Below are 23,069 nucleotides of genomic sequence, written 5' to 3'. Positions count from 1 at the left end.
AGCTTCTCGTATTCACTTCTCGATTACTTAGATATGCGCGTACTAGCGATCACAACAGTAACCACCCTTTACATCGCTGGCGCTAGCTACCTCAACTCCACCCCCCGGTCCATTCCTCTCGCGCCGCCTAGCTCTAAAAGCAGCACAACCCTTTTCACCCGCCTCAGCCCAGAAGAAACAGGTATTCGCGCCAACAACGAGTACGCTGACCCTCGCATGTGGGGCGAACGCTACCAAGAATTCGCGCTCGGTGCCATCGGTACCGGCATCACAGTCGGAGACTACGACAACGACGGCAAGCCCGACCTCTACATCGTAAACAAAACCGGTCGCTCCAAGCTATTTCGTAACCTCGGCAACTGGAAATTCGAAGACACCACCGAAAAAGCCGGCCTCGCCCCTAAAGCCGAAAGCGGACTCCTCAGCTGGTTTGGCTCGGTTGAAGATGAGAGCTCCGTCGAAATCTGGAAACAAGGCGCCGCATTCGCCGACATCGACAACGACGGAGATTTAGACCTGTACTTATGCCGTTCCAATGCCCCCAATCAACTCTTCATCAACCAAGGCGACGGCACCTTTAAAGAAGCCGAGAATGCCAATGGACTCGCTCTCAACAGTGCTAGCGGCATGGCTTGCTTTGCCGACTTCGACAGAGATGGCTGGCTCGATGTCTACGTGCAGACCAATCTCCTAGACTCAACCACAAGCCCCGAAGGCAATCGAGACCGTTTGTATCGTAACATCGGATACGGTAAATTCACAGACGTCACCGACGCTGCCGGAATATCCGGGCTGACCTTAGGCCACTCCGCCACTTGGTGGGACTACAACGAAGACAATTGGCCCGACCTCTACATCGCGAACGATTTCGCCACGCCCGACACCTTGTATCGCAACAATGGCGACGGCACATTCACAAACGTACTAGATCAAGTCGTCCCCCACCAACCCTTCTCCTCAATGGGCGCCGACCTCGGGGATATCGACAATGACGGGCACATTGACTTCTTCGTCGCCGACATGGCCCCCACCACCCATGAGATGGACCACCGTGGCATGGCTGTTACCCGCTACTCCATGCGCGACGAAAACATTTCCCCCGGCACAGCTCCTCAGTACATGTATAACGCTCTGTATTTGAATAATGGAACGGGACGAATGCGAGAGGGTGCCTGGCTCTACGGAATAGCCCGCACCGACTGGACCTGGTCGACCCGTTTCGTCGACTTAGACAACGATGGCTGGCTCGACCTTCACGTCACCAACGGCATGTCCCGCGAATACCAAAACGACGACCTACGCCAAAGAATCTACCGCACTGTTCATCCCAAAGCACGCCTCGCAGTCATGAAATCCAGCCCAGTCATGAACGAGGCAAACCTCGCCTATCGCAACCAAGAAGGCCAAGGCTTCAAACGCATTGAGCAAGACTGGGGCCTCGGGGAGGTCGGCGTCAGCTTCGGCACCGCCTTCGCCGATTTCGACAACGATGGCGATCTCGATCTGGTATACAGCAACCTCGAAGCCCCTCCAACAATCCTCCGCAACGACAGCCCCAAGGGCAATCGAGTCATCTTCGATCTCCGAGGCGCCGCCTCCAATCGCTACGGCGTCGGCGCCACCATCGAGATTCAAACAAAATCAGGAAAGCAACTACGCCAGCTCGTCCTGGCCCGCGGCTACCTTTCCAGCAGCGAACCCGTCCTCCATTTCGGCCTTGGCGAGGATACCGAAATACTAGCAGCCACCATAAACTGGCCAAGCGGAGCAACCCAAACCCTAGAGGATCTTCCCGTTAACCATCGCTACCTCATCCAGGAATCCTCGAGCTCCGAATCGTCCAGCCCCAGCTGGGTCAAGAACAACAGAACAGCACCCATTTTTGCAAAGGAAGCAGCTCCAGCACAATCCCCGTCGCCAAAAAACCAGCCCAAACCGGATTCACCCTTTCTCGAATCCACCCTCTGGAACTGCTCTATAGAAGCCGACTTCAACGGCGATGATATTCCCGACCTCGCTATCGGTAACCAAGGATTAAATACACACTACCAAGCCACCGCCGAAACCCCCATCGTCTTCTTCAAGGGCAATTTCGGGGGACGTAGCCCAAACCAACAAGTCGAAGCCTACTACCAAGACGGTCGCCTACTCCCCTTCGCCTCTCGAAAGGAACTCATCGCAGCGATCCCACCCCTCCAACGACGAATCCCTTCGACCAATAAGTACGCCGCTTCATCCATCGAAGAAATTCTCCCACCTGCAGCCCTCGACCAGGCAACCCGCACCGAAATAACAGAACTCCGCAGCGGCATCCTCATCAGCCAAGCAGACGGCTCCCAGCGCTTCATCCCCTTCCCCTTCATAGCCCAAATCGCTCCCATCCAAGCTTTCGGAGTAGCCGACATCGATGGCGATGGCCATCTCGACCTCGTTGCCGCCCAAAACGACTACCAAGTCCCCGCTCATATTTCACGCTATGACGGAGGACTGGGCCAACTTCTCCTCGGAAATGGCGATGGCACCTTCCGTGCAATAGAGCCTCAGTCAAGTGGCATCATCATAGACGGACACGCCCTGTCCATCCATATCGAAGACCTGAACCAAGATGGAAAACCTGACTTCATCGTGCAACGGGAAGGCTTAGAACCGCTCGTCTTTCGCAACCAATCCGGAGACACCTCTTCCAACTAGCCATGCGCTCATACCTTACAGGAAGCTTCGCCCTGCTCGGCCTTAGCCTAACCATAACGCTAGTCGGCAGATCCCAAATCGATTCCACGCCCCTTGCTCCCAACTCCTCGCCCAACCCCACCTCCCCTCAGACCCTATTCTCCGAAATCCCCTCAACCCATTCCGGAATCGATCTCGTCAACAGTTACGACGATCCACGCATGTGGGGGGAACGCTACCAGGAAATGGTATTTGGAACCATTGGGACCGGAGTCGCTGTAGCCGACTACGACAAAGATGGTCTCCCCGACCTATTTCTAGCGGCTAAGACTGGAGGCTCACGACTGTATCGAAACCTTGGTGACTTTAAATTCGAAGACCTGACCGAGTCTGCCGGACTGAGTCTTCAAGACGACAGTTGGTCAGGTAGACTGATAGGCCTCTTTGGCAGCGGCTCGGACCAAGACCTGCCCTGGGATCAAGGCGCAGCTTTCGTTGATGTGGACAACGACGGATGGCTCGATCTCTACGTCACCTCTTTCAATGCACCCAACCGCCTTTACATTAACCAAGGCGATGGCACCTTCCACGAAGAAGCAAAGCAAAGAGGGCTTGCCATCCAAGACTCAAGCGGCAGTGCCGCCTTCTGCGACTTCGATCGAGACGGATGGCTCGACGTCTACCTGCAAACCAACATGCTCGACGTCATCTCACAGCCCGACGGGAGACCTGACCGGCTCTTCCGCAACAAGGGCGACGGAACCTTCGAGGAAGTCACCCAATCCGCTGGCATCTCTGGCTCCACCTCCGGCCACTCCGTCGCTTGGTGGGACTACAACGAAGACGGCTGGCCAGACATCTACGTCTCCAACGACTTTTCCGTTCCCGATCGCCTGTATCAAAACAATGGCGACGGAACCTTTACCGATGTTCTCGAATCGGTCCTCCCTCTCACCCCATACTATTCTATGGGTGCCGACATCGGAGACATCAACAATGACGGCCTGATTGACCTCTTCGTCGGCGACATGGCCCCCACATCACATGAAACCGACCACCGGGGCATGGCCATCTCCCGCGCCCGCGAACTCGCAAACCGCCCCCCCGAAGCAGCGCCTCAACGCATGCGCAACGCACTCTACCTAAACACTCGCTCCAGCCGCATGCTCGAAGCCGCTTGGCTGTTCGGCGTCGCACGCAGCGATTGGACTTGGTCAGTACGGTTCGAAGACTTCGACAATGATGGCTGGCTCGATCTCCACGTCACCAACGGGATGATACGAGAATACCACAACGCCGATATCCTTAAAGGCGTCATGGGGGCCGTCAGCCGCCAAGCCCAGCGTGCTGTCATGAAACGCAGTCCCGTCATGGCCGAGAGCAACCTCGCTTTCCGCAACAAACAGGGGCAAGGCTTCGAACGCGTCGAGCGAGAGTGGGGACTCGACCACCTTGGCGTCAGCTTCGGCTCCGCCACTGGAGATTTCGACGGCGACGGCGACCTCGACCTCATCTACGCAAACTACGACGCCCCCTTCACCCTATACCGCAACGACAGCCGAGACAACCGCGTCGTATTCGCCCTCCAAGGCAAGCAATCCAACCGCTACGCCATCGGAGCCTCCATCGAAATACAAATCGTATCTGGTAAACAGATACGTAAACACCTCAATGCCCGCGGCTACCTTTCCACTAGCGAACCCATCTTCCACTTCGGCCTTGGGTCAGAGGAAACCATCCAAACCGCCACCATCCGCTGGCCCAGCGGGAATGTGCAAACCCTAACCAATTTAAAGGCGAATCGCAAATACACCGTCCCGGAAGACAACTCTCCACCAAACGCCACGCCCATCCTCCCCTCCGATAAAGGACCTCAACTCTTCCGGAAAGAGGAAATCTCTCCTCTAGCCACTAACTTGCAGCAACTCGTTGAGACAAAAGATTCCAAGCCCATCGCACCGCCCCTCGTTCCCCAAGGACTACAGTTCTTCCCAGACTTCATCTCAGTCCAAGCCGACCTCAACAACGACGGGACCCCCGACTACGTCATCGGTAACCTCGGTTTGAATACACGCTACCAAGCCAGCCCCGAGGCCCCCTTCGTTATTCTGGAAGGCCGCTTCGCCAATCCCCGAGAGACGCAACGCGTCGAAGCCTACGTCGAAAACGGACGCCTCCTCCCCTTCCGCTCGAGAAAGGACCTCATCGAGCTCATCCCGCCACTCGAACGAAAATTCCCCGGTGCCAACGCTTACGCCGCAGCCACGCTCCAAGAAATCCTCGGTCAAAGCGCAATCTCCAAAGCCTCCCGCCGTGAAGTCACCGAACTGCGCAGTGGAGCGCTTATCTCAAGCGCCGAAGATGAGCTCACCTTCATCCCCTTTACCGGACTCGCCCAGATCGCCCCCATCACCCACGTAGCCATCGCCGATTTCAACGGCGACGGACATCTAGACATTGCCGCCGCTCAAAACGAACACGACGTGGATCCCGTCATTGGCTACCACGACGGAGGTCTCGGCGTCATTCTGCTCGGTGATGGAACGGGCCACTTCAACAGCCTCTCCCCTTCCGAGAGCGGCCTCGTTCTTCCCGGTACCAACTGGCGTCTAAACGCTCAAGACGTCGACAAAGATGGCGACATCGACCTGATCGCCACCCCGTCCGAAGGAACAAGCCAAATCTACCTCAACCGCACAAACGACTGATCCCCATCAACCGCCATCGCGTTCACCGCACTCTCGCACCTCTCGTGCGTCCTGCAGTTAATTTCCTCCACCGACAAGACCCATAACTCGTGACTCAAGCCCCAAAGACACAAACAACATTCCTGAGCTCCAAAGGCTGGATACTCGCCTTCGCGGCGTCCTCGCTGCTGCTGCTTTTCGGTCACTCCTCCCGCATCAAGCAGATAGACCACGTTTCAAATCTTGCCGGAGGAGACGAAATTGCAATCGACCCGTCTTCACCCACTGGATACGAAAACGGCTTCCGTAAACTCGTCGTCCCCGAAAAAAACACGAACAGCATTCAATGGATCATGCAGGTCCAGCAGCTCTTCGAAGAAGACACGCTACTCCTTCGTCACGTCGACTACGACAATGCCCCAGACGGACGAGGCGTTCGAACCTCCTCGCTTTACCGGTGGTATCTCGGGAGCATAGCGTTCCTAAACAGCCTCCTCACCGGGAATCCGACAGGCGTATCGGTCGAAAAAGCCGCACTTTGGGCCGATCCCATCCTACAACTAGCGACTCTTCTTTTGCTCGCTTGGTTCATCAAGCGCCACTTCGGTACATTGTCGGCGAGCATTTTTGCAGCCGGCTTCGTAAGCCTCTTCCCTTTGAGTACCGCCTTCGCCCCAGGTCAGCCCGGCGAATCCTCCGTTCTGATCGCTTGCCATCTCGGCGCCATAGCCACCCTCCTGAGCGCCGTCCCAACCCCCTTACCCTCGGACGCCCCCCCATCGCTTTCTAAGCGACGGCGCCTCTTCATCGCAAGCGGCCTGCTTGCCGGCCTTGGGATGTGGATAGGCATTGCGGGGACCTTGCCCATCATATTCGGAATAGTCCTGTCCGGCACCTTGCTCGCTTTCTTAAACACCCGCCAAGCAAAATCAGATCCGCTACCATGGAGAGCCTGGGCAATTGCAGGAGCTTCCACCACCCTCGTGGCATGGCTCATAGATCGAGCTCCCGCCATCGCGGACGGATCGTCCTGGCAGTCCGACTTTATCCACCCGCTCTATTCCGCAGCATGGTTAGGCTCCGGAGAGCTACTACGTTTTCTGTCCATGCCAAATAAAGGCTCAACTCGCCGCAAGGTTACCGTAACCGTCCTTTGCTTGCTCCCAATAGCAGGCCTCGTCTACCTCAGCAGCGTAAACTCCTCCGTGGAAGGATGGAGCTTGAATCCCGTATCCATAAAACTAACGCGTCTACCAATTGGTCCAGACGCAGCAGGTTTCGTTGAGTGGATCAATCAAGACGAAACCGGCCTCATGCTGATTGCCACTTTGCTCCCGCTTGCCACCCTAGTCTCGCTTGCATTCCATCTGTACAAGACGAAACTCGCAGGTAGCGAGAACCGAGCGCTGTTAATAATTCTCGGCCCCGTCCTGCTCGCCGCTGTATTCGCATTCTCGCGACTCGGCTGGTGGAATCAAGTGGCCGCTCTCACACTCCTACTTGCAACTACCGCCTTGACGAGCAAACACGTCAGCCAGGCGCTCAAATGGAGCCTAGGAGCCCCTCTTGGATTCGCCGCGTTGCTCGGACTCTTCCTTTCCTACTCCGGGACCGGAAAAGCATCGGACAACCTAGTGGAAACCAAGGACTTCGAGAGCCTCATCGAGCGCCATCTCGCGCAATGGCTTGCCAAACGGGGGGCCATACCTGAAGAAGTCGCTCTCGCGCCGCCCACCGTGAGCGCTACGCTTTCGTACTATGGAGGCCTTCGCGGTCTCGGTACACCGTATCCAGAAAACGTTGAAGGTTTTTCCACCGCCGTCCGACTCTCCGCCGCCTCGACCGCAGACGAAGCGCACGCGCTTTCAGAAGGACGCGAGGTAAGCTTCATCATCCACCCCTCTTGGGACACCTTCCTTGAAGAGTACGCTCGTCTCGGCACCGAGCATCCCGAAAACTCCTTCATAGCGCTACTGAACCGTTGGCTCGCCCCACGCTGGCTCTATCCCGTAGCCTTCCAGCTTCCAGTTGTGCCAGGCTTCGAAAACGAATGGGTTACCATCTACCGTGTGGGCGAAGTACAGGACAACTCCAGCGCCATTGCCAGTCTCTTTGAGTACTTCTTGGATACTGGCCGCCGCCAACTCGCCGTCATGGCCCAAGAAGCGCTCGCCAACAATTTCCCCGAGGAACTCGTTACCCACATAGCCACAGCACAACTCGCTATAGCTCGCGGCGATCCTCAAAGCCTAAAACTTGCCGCTGACAAAATCATTAAATCCATCAATGCCGGAACCGACTTCTACCTCCCTTGGGAGTTCCGCGTTAGCGCCTCGATAGTCCTCGCCAACGCTAAGCGCATTCCCGAAACGAAAACGCAGCTAGAGATCTGTCTCGAGGAAATCACTACAGATCGCATTCGACGCCTTCCAACTGGCTCCCTAACGAACCTGCTCCTTCTCTCAAAGGCACTCAAGGCCGACTTTCCCGATCCGGAAGTCAAAGCCTACGCCATAAGCCTACTTCCGAAGCAACAGCAAGCTGAGTTTCAGCATTAGGCTATCCACTACTTCACGATTTCCCAAAGGCCATCCCCCGGGATCTCGCTCATTTCGCTTACTTGCCCATCCGTCCATCGTACAGTCACCCTCGCAAGCCTGCGTTCCTTCGAATGAGCCACCCAAAGAAGTGCCGATCCTTGTGACATCCAGCCCCCGCCCGAACCTACTTCTTGAATTCGCTCGTATCCATCTTCGTAGACAAACATTAGTTGCGCACCCACTGCGTTTGGGTTTGTTGCGGAACCCGTCAGATGAATAGCCAGCCAATTCGCCGCGTTACTCTTGTTTTCAAGATAGACGCTTTCGCCACGATGCCGCGTCGAAAACACTCCCGGCTTGCCATTTCCCGCTGCATCCAAAACCACAGCCGCTCGCCCGTTCCCCTGTATCGACACTCCTGAGCGACTCGGCTCAAGGACTTCAAAACGTCCGTCGCCTTTACCGGCTAGGAACAGACCCGCCCCTCCATGGAAGCTAGGCGTCGCCACGTCCGTATTTTGGCTGGCAAACAAATCCAAATAACCATCACCATCGAAGTCCTCGGCCAGCAATCCCAAAATCGGCCCGATCTGGGCCCTCGGCGGAAAAGGGGAAAATTCATAGCGCCCATCTTCCTGGCTAAGAAACACGCCTGAAAGAAAACTTTCAGCTTCGAAAACTTCGGCAGCACCCAAGGCGCGATCTCCGAATACCTCGCGCAGAGTGGCTTTCGCATAGTCATCATTCCGCGGAAAGCGTCGCAGGGCATGTCCGAGCCGACTGCCGATATCTCCACGAGCCCTCAGCGGATACAGCGTCCCATCCTCGTACACCGCTTCCGCGATCACTCTCTGGTTGCTAGCGCCGAAGGGTCCGTAGTACAAGCTCGCCGGAGCTTCCCGAGAAGCTTCATAGGTCGTATTCAATCCTAGGTTACCGACTGCGAAGTCAAGTCGCCCATCTCCATTGAAATCGCCGCTCGCCAAGCCATTCCACCAACCGCGAAGGCCACTATCGAAACCAGCAGCCTCCGTCCTATCTTCAAAGACACCGCCGCCCGCATTACGGAAGTAGCGGACCGCATCCCACTCCAAGGCTGCGATCAGGTCCGGACGTCCATCCAGGTCGATATCTCGAAACAAGGCACTCTTAACCAAACCTATATCATCCAGCCCGGCGACCTCGCTTACAACAAAGCGTCCCCCCTGCCTCAACAACAAGAAACTGCGCGGACTAGCTGGATACTCTCCGGGAATCGAACGAGCTCCCAGAAAGAGATCCAAATCGCCATCGCCATCCACGTCGCCTAGCGCCGCCGCTCCCACGTTGATAGAGAGACGGGGCAACCAGTTCGTCTTTGAGAAGTTTCCTTTGCCATCGTTGGAATAGATCAAAGGCTCAAACCCCTGCGGCCACAGCTCCGATTTAGCGCTCGCCTTTGTCACCAGAAGATCCTCAGCTCCATCTCCGTTGGCATCGAAAAGCATGACCGGCCCGTCCTCGACCGCAGAAGCACCCAAACCCGAGACGGCGACCTGCTCGTATCCACCGTCCTTAGACAATAACAATCGAGCAGCGGAACCAGTCGTGGCGCCAACATAGACATCCTCCCGTCCATTGCCGTCGACATCCCCCACTGCCAAAGCAGAACCATGTCGATCGGTGCGAAACGGAAGCAGAAACTGCTCTTGGTCGGATATAGCAAGTCCCGACTCGTCTTCGAACTTCAAGCCATAATTCTCAGCCTGAGAAACAAAAAGCGGCTCTACCTGAACCTTTACTGGTCCATCGCGCCCTGCCCCCCCTTCCTCGATTAGATAAGCAAAGTTCGCATCAAGCTTCTCAAAGACCTGGACTCCCCCCAATGGCCATTGGACCGTGAGTCGTTCAATCTCAGATTCAGAGCCAAGACCGAAATGAGTCACCAATTCGCTGCCTGAGGAATAGCCACGGGCCGAAGCTAAATCCCTCACCTGTACTCCCGACCTCGTTTCGACCTTTACAAGCGCACCCAATGCATCCCGGTTCGACTCGCCCCCGCGCAGGCGAACCTGTATGCGATTCCCCCCCGCAACGTCATTCCGGTAAACACTGAGACCTCCTCCGTGGTTTAGGTACACAATATCCATGTCCCCATCCCTATCAAAATCGCCCATCGCCGCTCCGAAACTCACCCCGACGTCCTCAAGTCCCCAATTCTTGGTTACATTTTCAAAACGCCCTCCAGCTAAATTGCGAAAGGCTAAGTTCGATTCCTCCAAACGTGGCGAGCGATTCATAACGGCGATCCGCTGAGGCATGGAACGCGCTTGCATCATACGGGCCAACAGATCGCTGTTGTTCGCCTCCCGGACCATACCATTGGTCACGTGAAGATCCATCCAACCGTCATTGTCGAAATCCTCGAAACGAACCGACCATGTCCAATCCGTCGCGTCCAGTTCCGCCCAACAAGCCGCTTCCCAAAAGGAATCCGTACCCATGTTGAGCAAGAGGGAGTTCCGCGTATACTGAGGAGCCACATGAATGTCGCCTCCCATTCTAAGCAAATCCTCCTTTGACGCTGCTGGCTTGCGACGCATCTCTGTCTCACGCGAGGTCGCCGCCATGTCACCGAGGAAGATGTCGATATGCCCATTGTTGTCCACATCAGCCGTGTCCAGACCCATCGTCGAGTACGAGGTATGCGGGGCCACTTCGTCGACAACGTTGGTAAAGCTACCGTCTCCGTTATTCCGATACAAATAGTCGGGACCTGCATAGTCGTTGGCGATGTAGAAATCAGGCCAAAGGTCCTCATTGTAGTCGAACCAAATGACAGCGTGGCCGAAGGTATCTCCAGAGACCCCCGCCTCCTTTGTAGTCTCCACAAATAGCCCGCCCCCTGCGTTGCGGTAGAGGCGGTCCAGGCGACCCTTCGACTCGGTCCCATCCATTTGGTTTGTGAGCACGAGCACATCCAGCCATCCATCTCGATCGTAATCGGCAAAGGCCCCCAAAACGCTGCCATCAGACAATCCCAGACCGCGTTTTTCGCCCTCCTCCTCAAAGGTACCGTCTCCTTGATTTACATAGAGTAGATTCGGGGCTCCATTTCGACAGACGTAGAGGTCCCTGTCTCCATCATTGTCGATATCCGCGAACACCGCCCCTTGACGCCAAACGACCTCGTCGTCCGAAGAAACCGCGTTCCTCAGCCAGCTCATAACCCCAGACTCCTCAGCTAGCCCAGCCTCTTCAGTTACATCCTCGAACCTCCAGTCGCCCAGATTACGGAAAAGGCGGCCTGGCTTCGTCTTCGTCGACACGTAAAGGTCGAGCTTCCCGTCACCATCGTAGTCGCCCGCCGCGATTCCCGAACCCATGCTGCCGCCCATGTACTCCCGATAGCGAGTTCCCCACATTTCTGGATCATCATAGGCGTTGTCGACCACAAGCCCCGTATCGTTTGGGTCCAACTTGGTAAAAAGGGTCGAAGCTCTAGATTCGGAGGGCACGGAGAATTCCGTTTTTTCGATAAGCTTGGAAAATGCCTTTTGTCCAGATACCGCGCTAGACGATAGTAAGGCAATTGTTACGAGAGCGATCGAATCAGTGCGTGTCATGCTTAAGCAAGACAGATTGAAGGACATCGAAAAACGCTTCGCAACTGAATTGTCCCCCTCTCCAAACTCAAACCGTTCCAAGTCTTGGCCGAGCAGCGAACTATCCTATCAAAAACTCGCAAATTCAGTCCTGTCGCACTCCTCGCAGAGGGTCACCGGCCAAATCCTCCCATTGGAGTCCTAAATTCGACCACGCTCTCGCCTTTGGGGCACATGCGAATCGACATGATAAAAGTGAATATCTTCGCCCTCAAATCGCCACCCCGCCGCAAGGGGTCGACTGCGTCGATCGCGGAAGACCGCGACGGGGCATCACGGCGATTTGACCCTTCGAGCTTCGGGGCTCGATGAATCGCAGAGACTAGCGACGCCGCAAGCGGCGGAGAATGTACCCGCTGCGATTCAACATGCGAATACGGGTTCTACGAGAGGCCCTTTTGCATCAATGGGCCAACAAGTGAATCATCGCAACCCGCACCCGCTATCGAATGAAAGGCAAACAATAGCCAGCCATTCGGAATACTGAAAAACCGCACCTCGAAAACCGGCAATGAACGAAAAGGAAAACACGAGGCTGGATGATCTCCTTCAACAGAAACGAAATAATGCACCCCTTGGTATAGCAAATAAAACCTATAACCTTAGATATAGCCAACAGCCCCATTCGGCATATTCTATTTATAGAGATGCCTGCAGCGTTTACTTCTAAGCGTTCCAAGGATGAACTAGAGTTCACGATGAGGAAATTCCGACTCGGACGTACCCATTCCCAAGCAGCGAACATCATTGTGCCTTCCGCATCGTTCTCATCTGCAACACTCCAACTGAAACGGAACTCAAGATCCAACCTCTCGTTTCCATTTCGAAGCGCCCCCAAAATCTGATACCGAATCACGTATATTACTTTTGGATACACAAAAATCTAAAGCTTTGTCAAAAAGATCGATATTATGAAGTACCTACTCTCGATTTTCAGCCTTCTGGCCTGCACCACTATCGCTGAAATGCATGCGCAGGACGAAGACTTTTACATATTCCTCTGCTTCGGCCAATCGAATATGGAGGGATTCCCGGGCATTCCGGAATCGGAAAAAGGTCCTGTCGACCCACGTTTCCAAGTCCTCGCTGCCGTAGACTTCCCAGAGCTGGGACGGGCAAAAGGCAGCTGGTACACCGCGACCCCTCCGCTAAGTCGCCCCTCCGCAGGCCTCAGCCCAGCCGACTACTTTGGCCGGGCTCTCGTCGAGGCCCTACCTGAAAACAAAAAAGTCGGCGTCATCAACGTCGCCGTAGGCGGCACCAAGATCGAGCTCTTCGACGAAGCCGCGCGCGAGGCCTACCTCGCCGATGCTCCCGACTGGCTACACAACATTTCCAGCGCCTACGACAAGGATCCCTACGCTCGCCTAATCGAGATGGGCAAGCTCGCTCAAAGGGACGGCGTCATAAAGGGCATACTCATGCATCAGGGCGAATCCAACACCGGCGATAAGGAGTGGCCCCACAAGGTGAAGACCGTATACCAGAACCTTCTCCACGATCTTGGCCTCAAGGCTGAAGACGTCCCTCTGATCGCAGGCGAGGTCGTTGCAGCCGACCAAAACGGAAAATGCGCCAGCATGAACGAGATCATCCGCACTCTTCCGAAAACCATTCCTACCGCTCATATCGTTTCTTCCGCTGGATGCCCAGACACTGTGGACGACCTCCACTTCTCTCCCGAAGGCTACAAAATTCTGGGCACTCGTTACGCCGACACCGTTTTACCACTATTGGACCAGTAACCAAACATCCAATACAAACCATGCGCCCTTACCCCATCTTCTCCGCCTTCGCCCTATTGGCCTGCGCCACTTGCCACGCCCAACAGGCCAACGTAAACCTCGACTGGAATCCTCAGGAAAACACGGAAAACCTCACGCCCTTCAGCGCTCCGCTCAACTCCCCCGAAGTCCATGACGACCAAACCGTCACCTTCCGCGTCAAAGCTCCGAAAGCAGAAACGGTCGCCCTCAACGGAGCCATCCTCGCCGCATTCGGCCGAAACTGGAACGATATCCTGCCGTTCGAAAAAGGTGAAGACGGCATTTGGACGCTGACCGTAGGTCCCGTCCGTCCCGACATCTACGCATACCTCGTGCAGGTAGATGGCGTCCAGTTCGCTGACCCATCCAATACCATCGCATCCTTCACCGGCATGCCGCCCTACAGCCAGGTGGTCGTGCACGGCGATGGTCCGGCTTACTACGATGCCAAGAACGTCCCTCACGGTGCTATCACTAGGCATATTTACCACTCGTACGTTACCCAAGGCGAACGCGACCTCTACGTGTATACGCCTCCTGGATACGACTCATCCATTCAATACCCCGTCCTCTACCTCATGGGCGGCAGCGGCGAACTCCCCCATAACTGGATACACGACGGGCGGGCCAACTTAATTTTGGACAATCTTTACGCGGAAGGAAAAGCCGAGCCCATGATAATGGTGATTCCAAACAACCAAGTCATCCACCGCAACCATCCACAGCACCGCCAACTCAGCTTCGATATCCTCGAACGCGAACTGCGCGAACATGTAATCCCCCTAATTGACGCCAACTACTCCACCATCCCCAATCCAAGCGGACGCGCCCTCTCCGGTCTTTCTATGGGCGGTCGACACGCCATGCTAGTCGGGCTCAATTCACTCGATCTATTCGGCTCCTTTGGTATCCTCAGCGCGGGCATGACGGATGCCGAGGAAGTCCTCGCCGACTTCCTGAACGACCCGATGGCCAACCAAAAAGTCGACTACCTATTCATCGGCCAAGGGAAAATGGAAGCGGAAGGCCGCTGGAACGAACGCGTCCAAGCCCTCATCGACTCCCTCAAGGCTCACGACATTGAATACGAGTATTCCGTCGCTGGATACACCGCCCATGACTGGGCTACCTGGAGGGCCCTTCTACACGAGGACTTCCTGCCCAACCTCTGGAGAAAGCAGTAACAAAGCCCTCTACCCCTTAATCCCCACCATTCGCTCTCTTTCCGTGTTCCAAACCTTACGCCGCACCCCACTTTTTATTATCCAGACAATTGCTTTCGCTACGATGAGCCCCGCCGAAACGACCGACCGATCTGAAACTCGCATCCGCGATCCCTTCGTGCTGCCAGATCCGTCCTCAGAAACCTACTACATCTACGGGACCACCACTTCCGGAATTTTCGATGGCAACATCGAGCGTAAGGCTGTAATGGTTTTCCGCAGCAAGGATCTGAAAAACTGGGAAGACCCCGTGCCGGTCTGGGAAATCCCCGAGGACCACTGGGGACGCGAAACAGTCTGGGCCCCGGAAGTGCATGAGTACAAAGGTCGCTATTACCTGTTCGCCACCGTCACCTCCAAGGAAACACTCCCAACACCGCCGGGCCGTCCGCAAAACGTGCGGCGCGGTACAGAGATCCTCGTGGCCGACTCTCCGCTCGGTCCTTTTGAGCCTTTCGAAAACGGTCCACAAACACCGCACGACTGGATGGCCCTTGACGGGAGCCTCTGGGTTCAGGACGGAATTCCCTACATGGTTTTCTGCCACGAGTGGGCCCAGATAACAGACGGAAGTTTCGACATCGTACAACTCAGCGAAGACCTCTCCCGTCCCGTCGGGAATCCAAAGCTCCTCTTCCATGCATCGGAAGCGCCTTGGGTTCACTGCCGTGGGGATATCGGCGAACTGTATCAAGGAAAGCGCTACCACGCTTACGTCAGCGACGGAAACTGGCTCCACTATACCAAAGACGGAACATTGCTCATGCTCTGGTCCAGTTATGGCCCGACCAAGTATGCCGTTGGGATTGCCCGATCGCAAAGCGGCAGCGTTTTCGGTCCTTGGGAACAGCTCCCCGATCCGCTCTGGTCCGCCGATGGTGGCCATCCAATGCTATTCAACACCTTCGACGGACACCTCGTCATGGTCATCCACCAACCCAACCGCAAAGTCGAGCGAGCACGCTTCTTCGAAATCGACGACCTCGGCGACACCCTCGCAATCAAAAAGGAAATAGCCATCGATTAGGCACATCTTGAATATCTGTATCCACAATTACTACACACTGCAACGCGCTGTAATTTACTAAGAATAATTCAACCCTATAGCAAAACAATGACACTACCCAATACCGCCCTCAATCTAACCAAATCAGCGATTTTCACGCTAACGCTTGCAGTCTCTGCGACAGCCATCGCCCAAGACGGAAAAATCTATCCTCTCGAACGTCCACACGAGCCCAACGCCATCCTGCTCAACACCGGCGGCGTCGAAGGCCAGGAAAATCCAGAAAGCTGGTTCCGCCAATGGGGCGAACCCATGGCACGCAACATTTCCGAGGCAACCCTAACCCCTTTCCTTCCCGATCCAGAAAAGGCGAACGGCGCTGCCGTCATCGTCACCCCCGGGGGCGGTTTTCGTTGGCTATCCATGAACAACGAGGGCTGGAGGGTCGCCAAGGCCTTGGCCGACGAAGGCGTCGCCGCATTCGTACTCAAATATCGGCTACAGCCAACCGGCGCTACCATCGAGGACCTAGAGCGCAGCATGAACCGCACTTTCGCTTCAGCCGGTAACGGTGAGCGCCCTGCACGCCCAAGATGGGATCTATCCAACCAACTCGAAGACGCCGAAGCCGCCTACGCGTTGATTCACGAGAACGCGGAAGAGTGGGGCGTAGACACGAATCGCCTCGGCATGATCGGCTTCTCTGCAGGGGCTGGCTTGACGATGCATTGCACGCTTAACTCGGACAAGATGAAGCTCGCCTTCATCGGCCCCATTTATGGCGGCATGGGGGAAGTTGACGTACCCCAAGACGCACCGCCCATGTTCAACGCTATCGCCACCGACGACTTCCTGTTCAACGGCGAGTTCGGCGTGATCAAGTCCTGGCACGAAGCTGGCATTCCAGTGGAATTCCACCTGTATCAAAACGGTGGACACGGCTTTGGCCTCGGCTATCCGGGCAATACCGCTAACGGCTGGTTCCCTGTCTTCATGCATTGGCTCGAGGTCAACAAATTCTTAGAAGCGAAGTAAGACCTTTCGGGCTCGCTCACAGCGCATATCAAAGAGGAGCACTTCACCGCAGGTGAAGTGTTGCTCTATTTTGGGGGTCATCACCATTTTGCAGGGAGACGCTCTCATAGCAGGGCTGGCGCTCGCGCCACGCCGCAATGCAGGATATTCTAGAGTTGGGATCTCCGGCACGTCGCGAGCAGCCTTCGCTCGTTGAGCTTCGTCTCCCACGGCGACGGCCCTACAGGTAAACAGCAAATCCACTGATTTTGGTGATGGACCTATTTTTGTGGGTAGAGGCAAAACCTAGAACTTAGGATATAGACAGATTTACCCCAATGTCGGACTGACAGGCGACTCATCTGAGGCAAGCTCATATCTTCGGTTTCCTTCTAGGAAAAGAAGAGAGCACATAAACCCCGTAGCGAGCCCTAGGGATCCTACTTATTTGCACATGATGACACCCACCAGATATAGACGCTTCCTAACAGCACTCACGTTATGCACGAGCCTAGGTTCGATCGCGCTTGCGGACTATCCCATTGTCTCCAATCGCTACCTCGCGGATCCCACCTCGGTGGTGACAAAGGACCGCGTTTACATCTACTGCTCGAACGACGACGAAAGTCCCGTCGAAGGCGGATACAACATCCCAAATATCGTCTGCGTTTCGAGCAGCGACATGAAAAATTGGACAGACCACGGAATCGTATTCGATGCCGAAAGCGATACTTCCTGGGCCAAGAAAACGTGGGCTCCTGCGGCCGTGGAGCGCGACGGAAAGTTCTTCCTCTACTTCGGAAACGGCGGAGCCAACATTGGAGTCGCAGTCGGCGACAGTCCGATCGGCCCTTTCGATGACGTTCTCGGGAAACCTCTCATTACCCACGGAACCCCTGGCGTTCAACCCGCCGAGAACATGTGGCTATTCGACCCGGGCGTTTTCATCGATGACGATGATCAGGCTTACATCTACTTCGGCGGAAACGGTGACGACAACGTAAGGGCAGCGAAGCTGCATCGAGACATGGTCACACTGGACGGCGAAGTGATCAAGATGCACGCCCCGAACTTTTTCGAAGCTGCCTGGGTCTACAAAATAGACGATACCTACTACTTCACCTACTCCACCACTCCGAAGGCCGAGATGCGTATCGATTACATGACCAGCAAGCATCCGACCGAAGGCTTCAGCTACGCAGGAATCGTTGCGGCGCAACCGCCCCTCAACAACAACAATAACCACGCCGCCGAGTTTAAGTTCAAAGGCAAGTGGTATCACGTCTACCACAACCGTATTGTCGCCACCGAGGCCGACATTCCCACCGGCTTCCGTCGCAACATAGCGCTCGAGGAATTTGGATACGACGAAAACGGAGCGATAATCCCAGTCGAGTATACCATAAACGGAGTGGAGCAAAACGGCTCCCTTGATCCCTATCAACGAGTCGAGGGCGAAACTTTTGCAGCCCAGAGCGGCGTCGAAACGGAGCCAAGCTCCGCAGGAGGCATGAACCTGGCCCACGCTAGCGACGGGGATTGGATAAAAGTGGCCGGAGTCGACTTTGGAGAACAAGGAGCCAAGAGCGTCACCCTGAATGCAAAAGCCCAAGCCCAAGGAGCTGAAATAGAGCTGCGGACCGGTTCGCTCGACGGCCCGCTCCTAGCGAAAGCCGTGGTTCCGCCATCTGACGACTGGAAAAGCCATTCAACAAAGGTGAGCCCTGTCACGGGTATCCATGACCTATACATCAGGTTCACAGGAGGCCAAAATTCAGAACTGAAACTGGACTGGTGGAAATTTGCGTCCAACTGATTAAGTTACACCTATCCCAATCGGCCCTACCGATCCCAACCCCATACGTACCCATGAAACACCTACTATTTCGAACAACGGTTTTCTTTCTCGCCTTCTCAATCGCAGCCAGAACCCTAGCGACGGATTCCGAAAGGGAAACGTTCGTCATCGTCCATGGCGCCACAGCAGGCGGGTGGGAATGGAAGTCGACAGGAGATTACCTGAAAAAAGAGGGGCACGAAGTGTATCGAGCCACCCTTACCGGGCTAGGCGAGCGCTACCACCTCGCAAATCCGGAAATCGATCTCGACACCCATATTGACGACGTCGTCAACCTCATCTTATTCGAAGACTTGCACGATGTGGTACTTTCAGGGCACAGCTACGGAGGCATGGTTATCACGGGCGTAATCAACGAGATTCCCGAGCGTATCAAGCACGTCATCTTTCTCGATGCCGCCGTGCCAAATGACGGCGAGTCGATATGGGACATGTTCGGCAGCGGGGGACCGAGAGACGATTCGCGCATCGAAAACGGGATGCTCCTCACCCCTTGGGTCACTGAAAAAACCACCCCTCCGCACAACACCCCCCAGTCCATCAAGACCTTTAGCCAAGCAGTATCCTACGACAATCCAGCCGCCAAGGCTCTCGACGTCACGTTTGTCGCCTTCATTCCCGAAGAACAAAGCGTGGAAGAGCGCTCCCAAAGCAAAACCTGGCGACGGGCCGTGGAGCGAGGCTGGACCATCCGCACCTTCCCTGGCGGCCATGTCGCCCAACAGGAAGACCCGAGCGGCGTCGCTACCCTCATGTACGAATGTATCGGTGACGTGAATACTGATCGCTAAACAAAAACAACATTCACCGCTCAAGGCGATACGTCCGTTCTCTGAAGAGCCATTATTATTTCTTTCGCTCGAAAGACAGCCGGAGCGAACAAACACATAACCTCAAGGACCTTGAAAAAACAAATACTACTACTTGGAGCGCTGCCATTCGCGCTATCAGCCCAACCCGTGGTGGACGTGACTGTCCGTATCGACGCCGAAGAACGCGCCGACGCGATCAATCCCATGATCTACGGCCAGTTTATCGAGCATATGGGCCGCTGCATCTACGGAGGCATTTGGGCCGAGATGCTCGAAGACCGAAAGTTCTACCACCCCATCACCGAAGACTATAACCCTTACGGCGATCAGACGCTGGCAGACCCAGATTTCCCCGGCGTCATCGACAGTACCGAGTTTCCAGTGATATCGGCCTCGCCCTGGGAGATCATTGGCGAGCCCTCCGGCCTGACCATGGTCACAGAAGACAGTTTCGTCGGAAAGCACACCCCGCGGATCGCCTCCGGCAGCGGAGTTCGCCAGAGCGACCTCGGCGTCAAGCAAGGCCTCGACTACCCAGGCTACCTCTGGGTCAAGCCCCTCGGCGGCGCCGCCGAAGTGGAAGTGAGCCTCAATTGGGGCAATGGCGAAGGAGAGAGCAGCACGCAGAAACTCACCTTCTCCGGCAAGAAATACGCCAAAAAAGCATTTTCATTCACCCCCGGTAAAACGACCTCTCAAGGGGCCTCTCTCAGCGTTCGCGTCCTGCGCGGAACCATCCAGCTGGGCACCCTTTCCCTCATGCCGGGCGACAACATCGACGGCATGCGGAGCGACACCATCGAACTGCTCAAGGAACTCGACTCTCCGCTCTACCGCTGGCCGGGCGGAAACTTCGTTAGCGGCTACGACTGGCGCGACGGCATCGGCGACCGCGACCGTCGCCCTCCTCGCGTAAATCCAGCCTGGACCGGCGTCGAGCACAACGACTTCGGCACCGACGAGTTTCTGGCCTTCTGCCGCCTCCTCGGCACGGAACCGATGATTGCGGCCAACACTGGCTTCGGCGACGCCTATTCCGCGGCCCAATGGGTCGAATACACAAACGGCGAAACCTCTACTATCGGAGGGGGCTGGAGAGCCGACAACGGACACAAGAAGCCTTACGGCGTGAAGTACTGGTGCGTGGGCAACGAGATGTGGGGCAACTGGCAGCTAGGCCATATGCAATTGCATCACTACTCGCTCAAGCACAACCGAGTAGCCGAAGCGATGCTCGGAGCGGACTCCGACCTCATACTCATCGCCTCCGGCGACTTGGAACGCGTGAACGAAACTGACCTAGCGCAAGTCCGCCGCGGCGTCACTTGGACCGAGGGCATGCTCATGGACAGCCATGAATACATGGACTACATTTCCGAGCACTTCTACACCGGCCGCACTCCCTGGTCAGACGAGGGGCGCGTCGACATCGCCGCTCACCTGGAAAACATGCGACAAAACATCCGCAACAAAGCCGAGGGCCATCGCGAGTTGCAGCCTAAGCTCGAGGCGCTAAACGGAAAGACCATGCCCATCGCCATGACCGAGTGGAACTATTGGCACCGCACCTACAAGTATGGCGAGCTGGGCTGCGTCTACGACGTGGCGGACGGACTTGGCATCGCCGCAGGTCTCCACGAGTATTTCCGCCACACCGACATTATCGATATGGCGCTTTACGCTCAGACGGTGAACGTGATCGGAGCCATCAAGACAACTCGCATCGCAGCGGAAATGGATACCACGGGTATCGCCTTGAAGATGTATCGCCGCCACTTCGGGACCCAACCGGTAAACGTGGAGTTCGAACACGAGGTTTTGGACGTGTCAGCCGCCCTCACCGAGGACGGCAAAGCCCTCACGCTCTCCGTCATAAATCCCACCGAATCGGAATTAACCATCGACCTAGATCTGAGCGAAATGGAAGCTGGCGATGCCGGCAAGCGCTGGCACTTCAGCGGCCCCGATGAATTCGCTCACAACACGCCCGGCAAGGAACGTGTCGTCGAGATCGTCGAGACGGAGATCACCCAGATTGCCAAAGGGCTTAGCTCGCCTGCCCTCAGCGCCTCAATCTACGTCCTCCCGCTGAAGTAAGCGTTACAGCAATCGCCATTGCCCAGCCTCTGGGCAATGAGATCGAACTTTTCACTAAGCAAAAAAGTGCCACTCCTCGAGAGGAGTGGCATTTTCCCTATCCGATTCCCTTGCAAGGAATATTGCGAAAACCCAATTCAGTTTTCCAATCCAAGGCCGCTGAGCTCGCCGCTAATGCGATAGTAGTCGAAATCTACATACCCGCCCACTTCCTCGCTCGCCCAGTTGAACAAGCCGAAACGGTAGCCCATGAAATGCGGTAGCGTGTAACGCATTTGCAGGGCCTCGCCAATTCGCTCCCAGGACTGTCCATCGAGGCTGTAGAAGAAGTACGCTTCATCGGTACGCTCCCGAAAGTCGCACCCGATTCTGAAATAGACGGATTTCTGCTTCAAAGGAATCGTCGCCAAGACCTCCGGTTCGCCATCGTGGGCGCGCACCATGACGACCGACCGCTGGCCGCTTTCTTGAACGACCCCCACGTATCCATAATCTTGTTGCAGCGCGATCATGCCCGCCGTGTCGCCGTTCTCCATTTTCAATACGTCGAGCTTGGTCTCCGCCACGCTGACCGGCCCGAAGGTCCGCTGCGTCAGCATGTTTCTGGCGTGCAGCACATCGTCGTCGACGCGAACCGTCTCCAATCTCAAATGCCCTCTTCGTTCGCCGATTGACCACTTGTCGTTCACCGGGTTGTGATTCCACTGCCACGCAAGCGGCAAAGCCTCTCCAGAGCCGCGGTTGAACTCGTCCGAGCTGACGATATTCGAAAATCCGTCCTCCGTGTCCTCGATATCCAATACCATCGGAGCCTTCCCATCCTCACCGAGCACCGGCCAGCCGTCTTCCCATGTCACCGGAACGAGCCATGGACTGCGTCCGACAGCGCCATTGTCCTGAAACAGGACAGCATACCATTCGCCTTCCGGGGTATCGATCAAACAACCTTGAGCGACGCCCTTGTCCTGCAATACCATGCGCCCCTCGTAGGGCCCTTTTATCGATTTCGAACGATGCACAATCTGGGTACGCATCCCACCCTGCGGCCAGCAGATGTTCATAACGTAGTACCAACCGTCCTTCTTGAGCACTTGCGTGCCCTCGGCATGCAACATCGCGTTATCGGTCGCCACCTTTTCCGCATGCTCTATCACCACTTCGTTAAAACCGCCTTCCTTGATCCCCGACAGATCCTCCTCTAGCTCTACCAAGCGCAAGTTCCCGCCTCCATAAAGTAAATACACCGTCCCGTCGTCATCAAAAACCAAGGAGTGATCGTGCAGCGAAGGCTCAAAAGAGATCTCCTCCCACTCGCACTTCTCGATATCGTCTGTAACATATATGTGGGTACGCCCGCTTGTATCAGAAAAAGTGGATACGTAAAATTTCCCCTCGTGATAACGCAAGCTACTCGCCCATGAGCCTCGCCCATAGGCGCTACGTTCAGTTTCCAGCCTTAGAGCTTCATTGTCAGCCAAGGTATCGTAAGCGTACCCCAGCAACTCCCAATTCACCAGATCCTTCGACTTCATAATCGGAAGTCCGGGACTCATGTGCATGGTGGTGCTGCTCATGTAATAAGTGTCATCGACACGGATTACCGCCACATCCGGCACATCTGCCCAGATGAACGGATTCGTGGCCTTCTCAGAGCTTGCGAACCCAGCTGCGCAGAGAGACAGCAAGCCGAACAACTGGAAAAATGTATTATATCTTGTCATAGCGAGGTGTGAACTGGTTGATCGAAATCCG

Annotated in this window: 11 protein-coding genes and 1 pseudogene; 10 read left to right on the top strand and 2 right to left on the bottom strand. The window is 55.7% G+C overall.

The features are described 5' to 3' along the window. Nucleotides 1–33: 33 nt before the first annotated feature. The 3 genes from QEH57_RS22415 (at nucleotide 34) to QEH57_RS22405 (ending at nucleotide 7,915) form a co-directional block, all read left to right on the top strand. Entirely contained in the window at nucleotides 34–2,691 is a 2,658-nt protein-coding gene (locus tag QEH57_RS22415) for a VCBS repeat-containing protein (RefSeq protein WP_309009034.1), read from the top strand. 2 nt (nucleotides 2,692–2,693) lie between these two features. Then, complete coding sequence (locus QEH57_RS22410; protein WP_309009033.1) at nucleotides 2,694–5,378, top strand: VCBS repeat-containing protein; 2,685 nt, start codon at nucleotides 2,694–2,696, stop codon at nucleotides 5,376–5,378. Between the two features lie 89 nt (nucleotides 5,379–5,467). Then, nucleotides 5,468–7,915, top strand: coding sequence for a hypothetical protein (locus QEH57_RS22405; RefSeq protein WP_309009032.1), 2,448 nt, complete (start codon nucleotides 5,468–5,470; stop codon nucleotides 7,913–7,915). Between the two features lie 8 nt (nucleotides 7,916–7,923). On the opposite strand, the gene QEH57_RS22400 is transcribed toward QEH57_RS22405, so the two are convergent. Next, nucleotides 7,924–11,529 carry an FG-GAP-like repeat-containing protein gene (locus QEH57_RS22400; RefSeq protein WP_309009031.1) on the bottom strand — a complete coding sequence of 1,202 codons (3,606 nt, stop codon included), beginning with the start codon at nucleotides 11,527–11,529 and terminating at the stop codon, nucleotides 7,924–7,926. Between the two features lie 923 nt (nucleotides 11,530–12,452). Here QEH57_RS22400 and QEH57_RS22395 point away from each other — a divergent pair. The 7 genes and pseudogenes from QEH57_RS22395 to QEH57_RS22365 all read left to right on the top strand — a co-directional run. Continuing rightward, nucleotides 12,453–13,283, top strand: a pseudogene (locus QEH57_RS22395) (sialate O-acetylesterase); the annotation flags it as partial. Nucleotides 13,284–13,306: 23 nt separating this feature from the next. Then, entirely contained in the window at nucleotides 13,307–14,491 is a 1,185-nt protein-coding gene (locus QEH57_RS22390) for an alpha/beta hydrolase-fold protein (RefSeq protein ID WP_309009029.1), read from the top strand. Nucleotides 14,492–14,594: 103 nt separating this feature from the next. After that, nucleotides 14,595–15,557: a glycoside hydrolase family 43 protein gene (locus QEH57_RS22385; protein ID WP_309009028.1), complete on the top strand. Its 963-nt coding sequence runs from the start codon at nucleotides 14,595–14,597 to the stop codon at nucleotides 15,555–15,557. Nucleotides 15,558–15,644: 87 nt separating this feature from the next. Further along, on the top strand, nucleotides 15,645–16,571 hold the full coding sequence (locus tag QEH57_RS22380; protein ID WP_309009027.1) for an alpha/beta hydrolase: 927 nt from the start codon (nucleotides 15,645–15,647) through the stop codon (nucleotides 16,569–16,571). Between the two features lie 433 nt (nucleotides 16,572–17,004). Next, nucleotides 17,005–18,366, top strand: coding sequence for a glycoside hydrolase family 43 protein (locus QEH57_RS22375; protein ID WP_309009026.1), 1,362 nt, complete (start codon nucleotides 17,005–17,007; stop codon nucleotides 18,364–18,366). 53 nt (nucleotides 18,367–18,419) lie between these two features. Beyond that, nucleotides 18,420–19,199: an alpha/beta fold hydrolase gene (locus tag QEH57_RS22370; RefSeq protein ID WP_309009025.1), complete on the top strand. Its 780-nt coding sequence runs from the start codon at nucleotides 18,420–18,422 to the stop codon at nucleotides 19,197–19,199. A 177-nt stretch (nucleotides 19,200–19,376) separates the two neighbouring features. Continuing rightward, a complete protein-coding gene (locus tag QEH57_RS22365; protein ID WP_309009024.1) occupies nucleotides 19,377–21,317 on the top strand; it encodes an alpha-L-arabinofuranosidase C-terminal domain-containing protein in 1,941 nt (646 codons plus the stop codon). 137 nt (nucleotides 21,318–21,454) lie between these two features. Here QEH57_RS22365 and QEH57_RS22360 read toward each other — a convergent pair whose 3' ends face one another. Continuing rightward, on the bottom strand, nucleotides 21,455–23,038 hold the full coding sequence (locus QEH57_RS22360; RefSeq protein ID WP_309009023.1) for a glycoside hydrolase 43 family protein: 1,584 nt from the start codon (nucleotides 23,036–23,038) through the stop codon (nucleotides 21,455–21,457). Nucleotides 23,039–23,069: the final 31 nt, after the last annotated feature.

It is taken from the genome of Pelagicoccus sp. SDUM812005 (genome assembly GCF_031127875.1).
Lineage (GTDB): Bacteria > Verrucomicrobiota > Verrucomicrobiia > Opitutales > Opitutaceae > Pelagicoccus.
The sequence above is the reverse complement of the archived record's forward strand: the minus strand, read 5'-3'. Positions and strand labels throughout refer to the sequence as shown.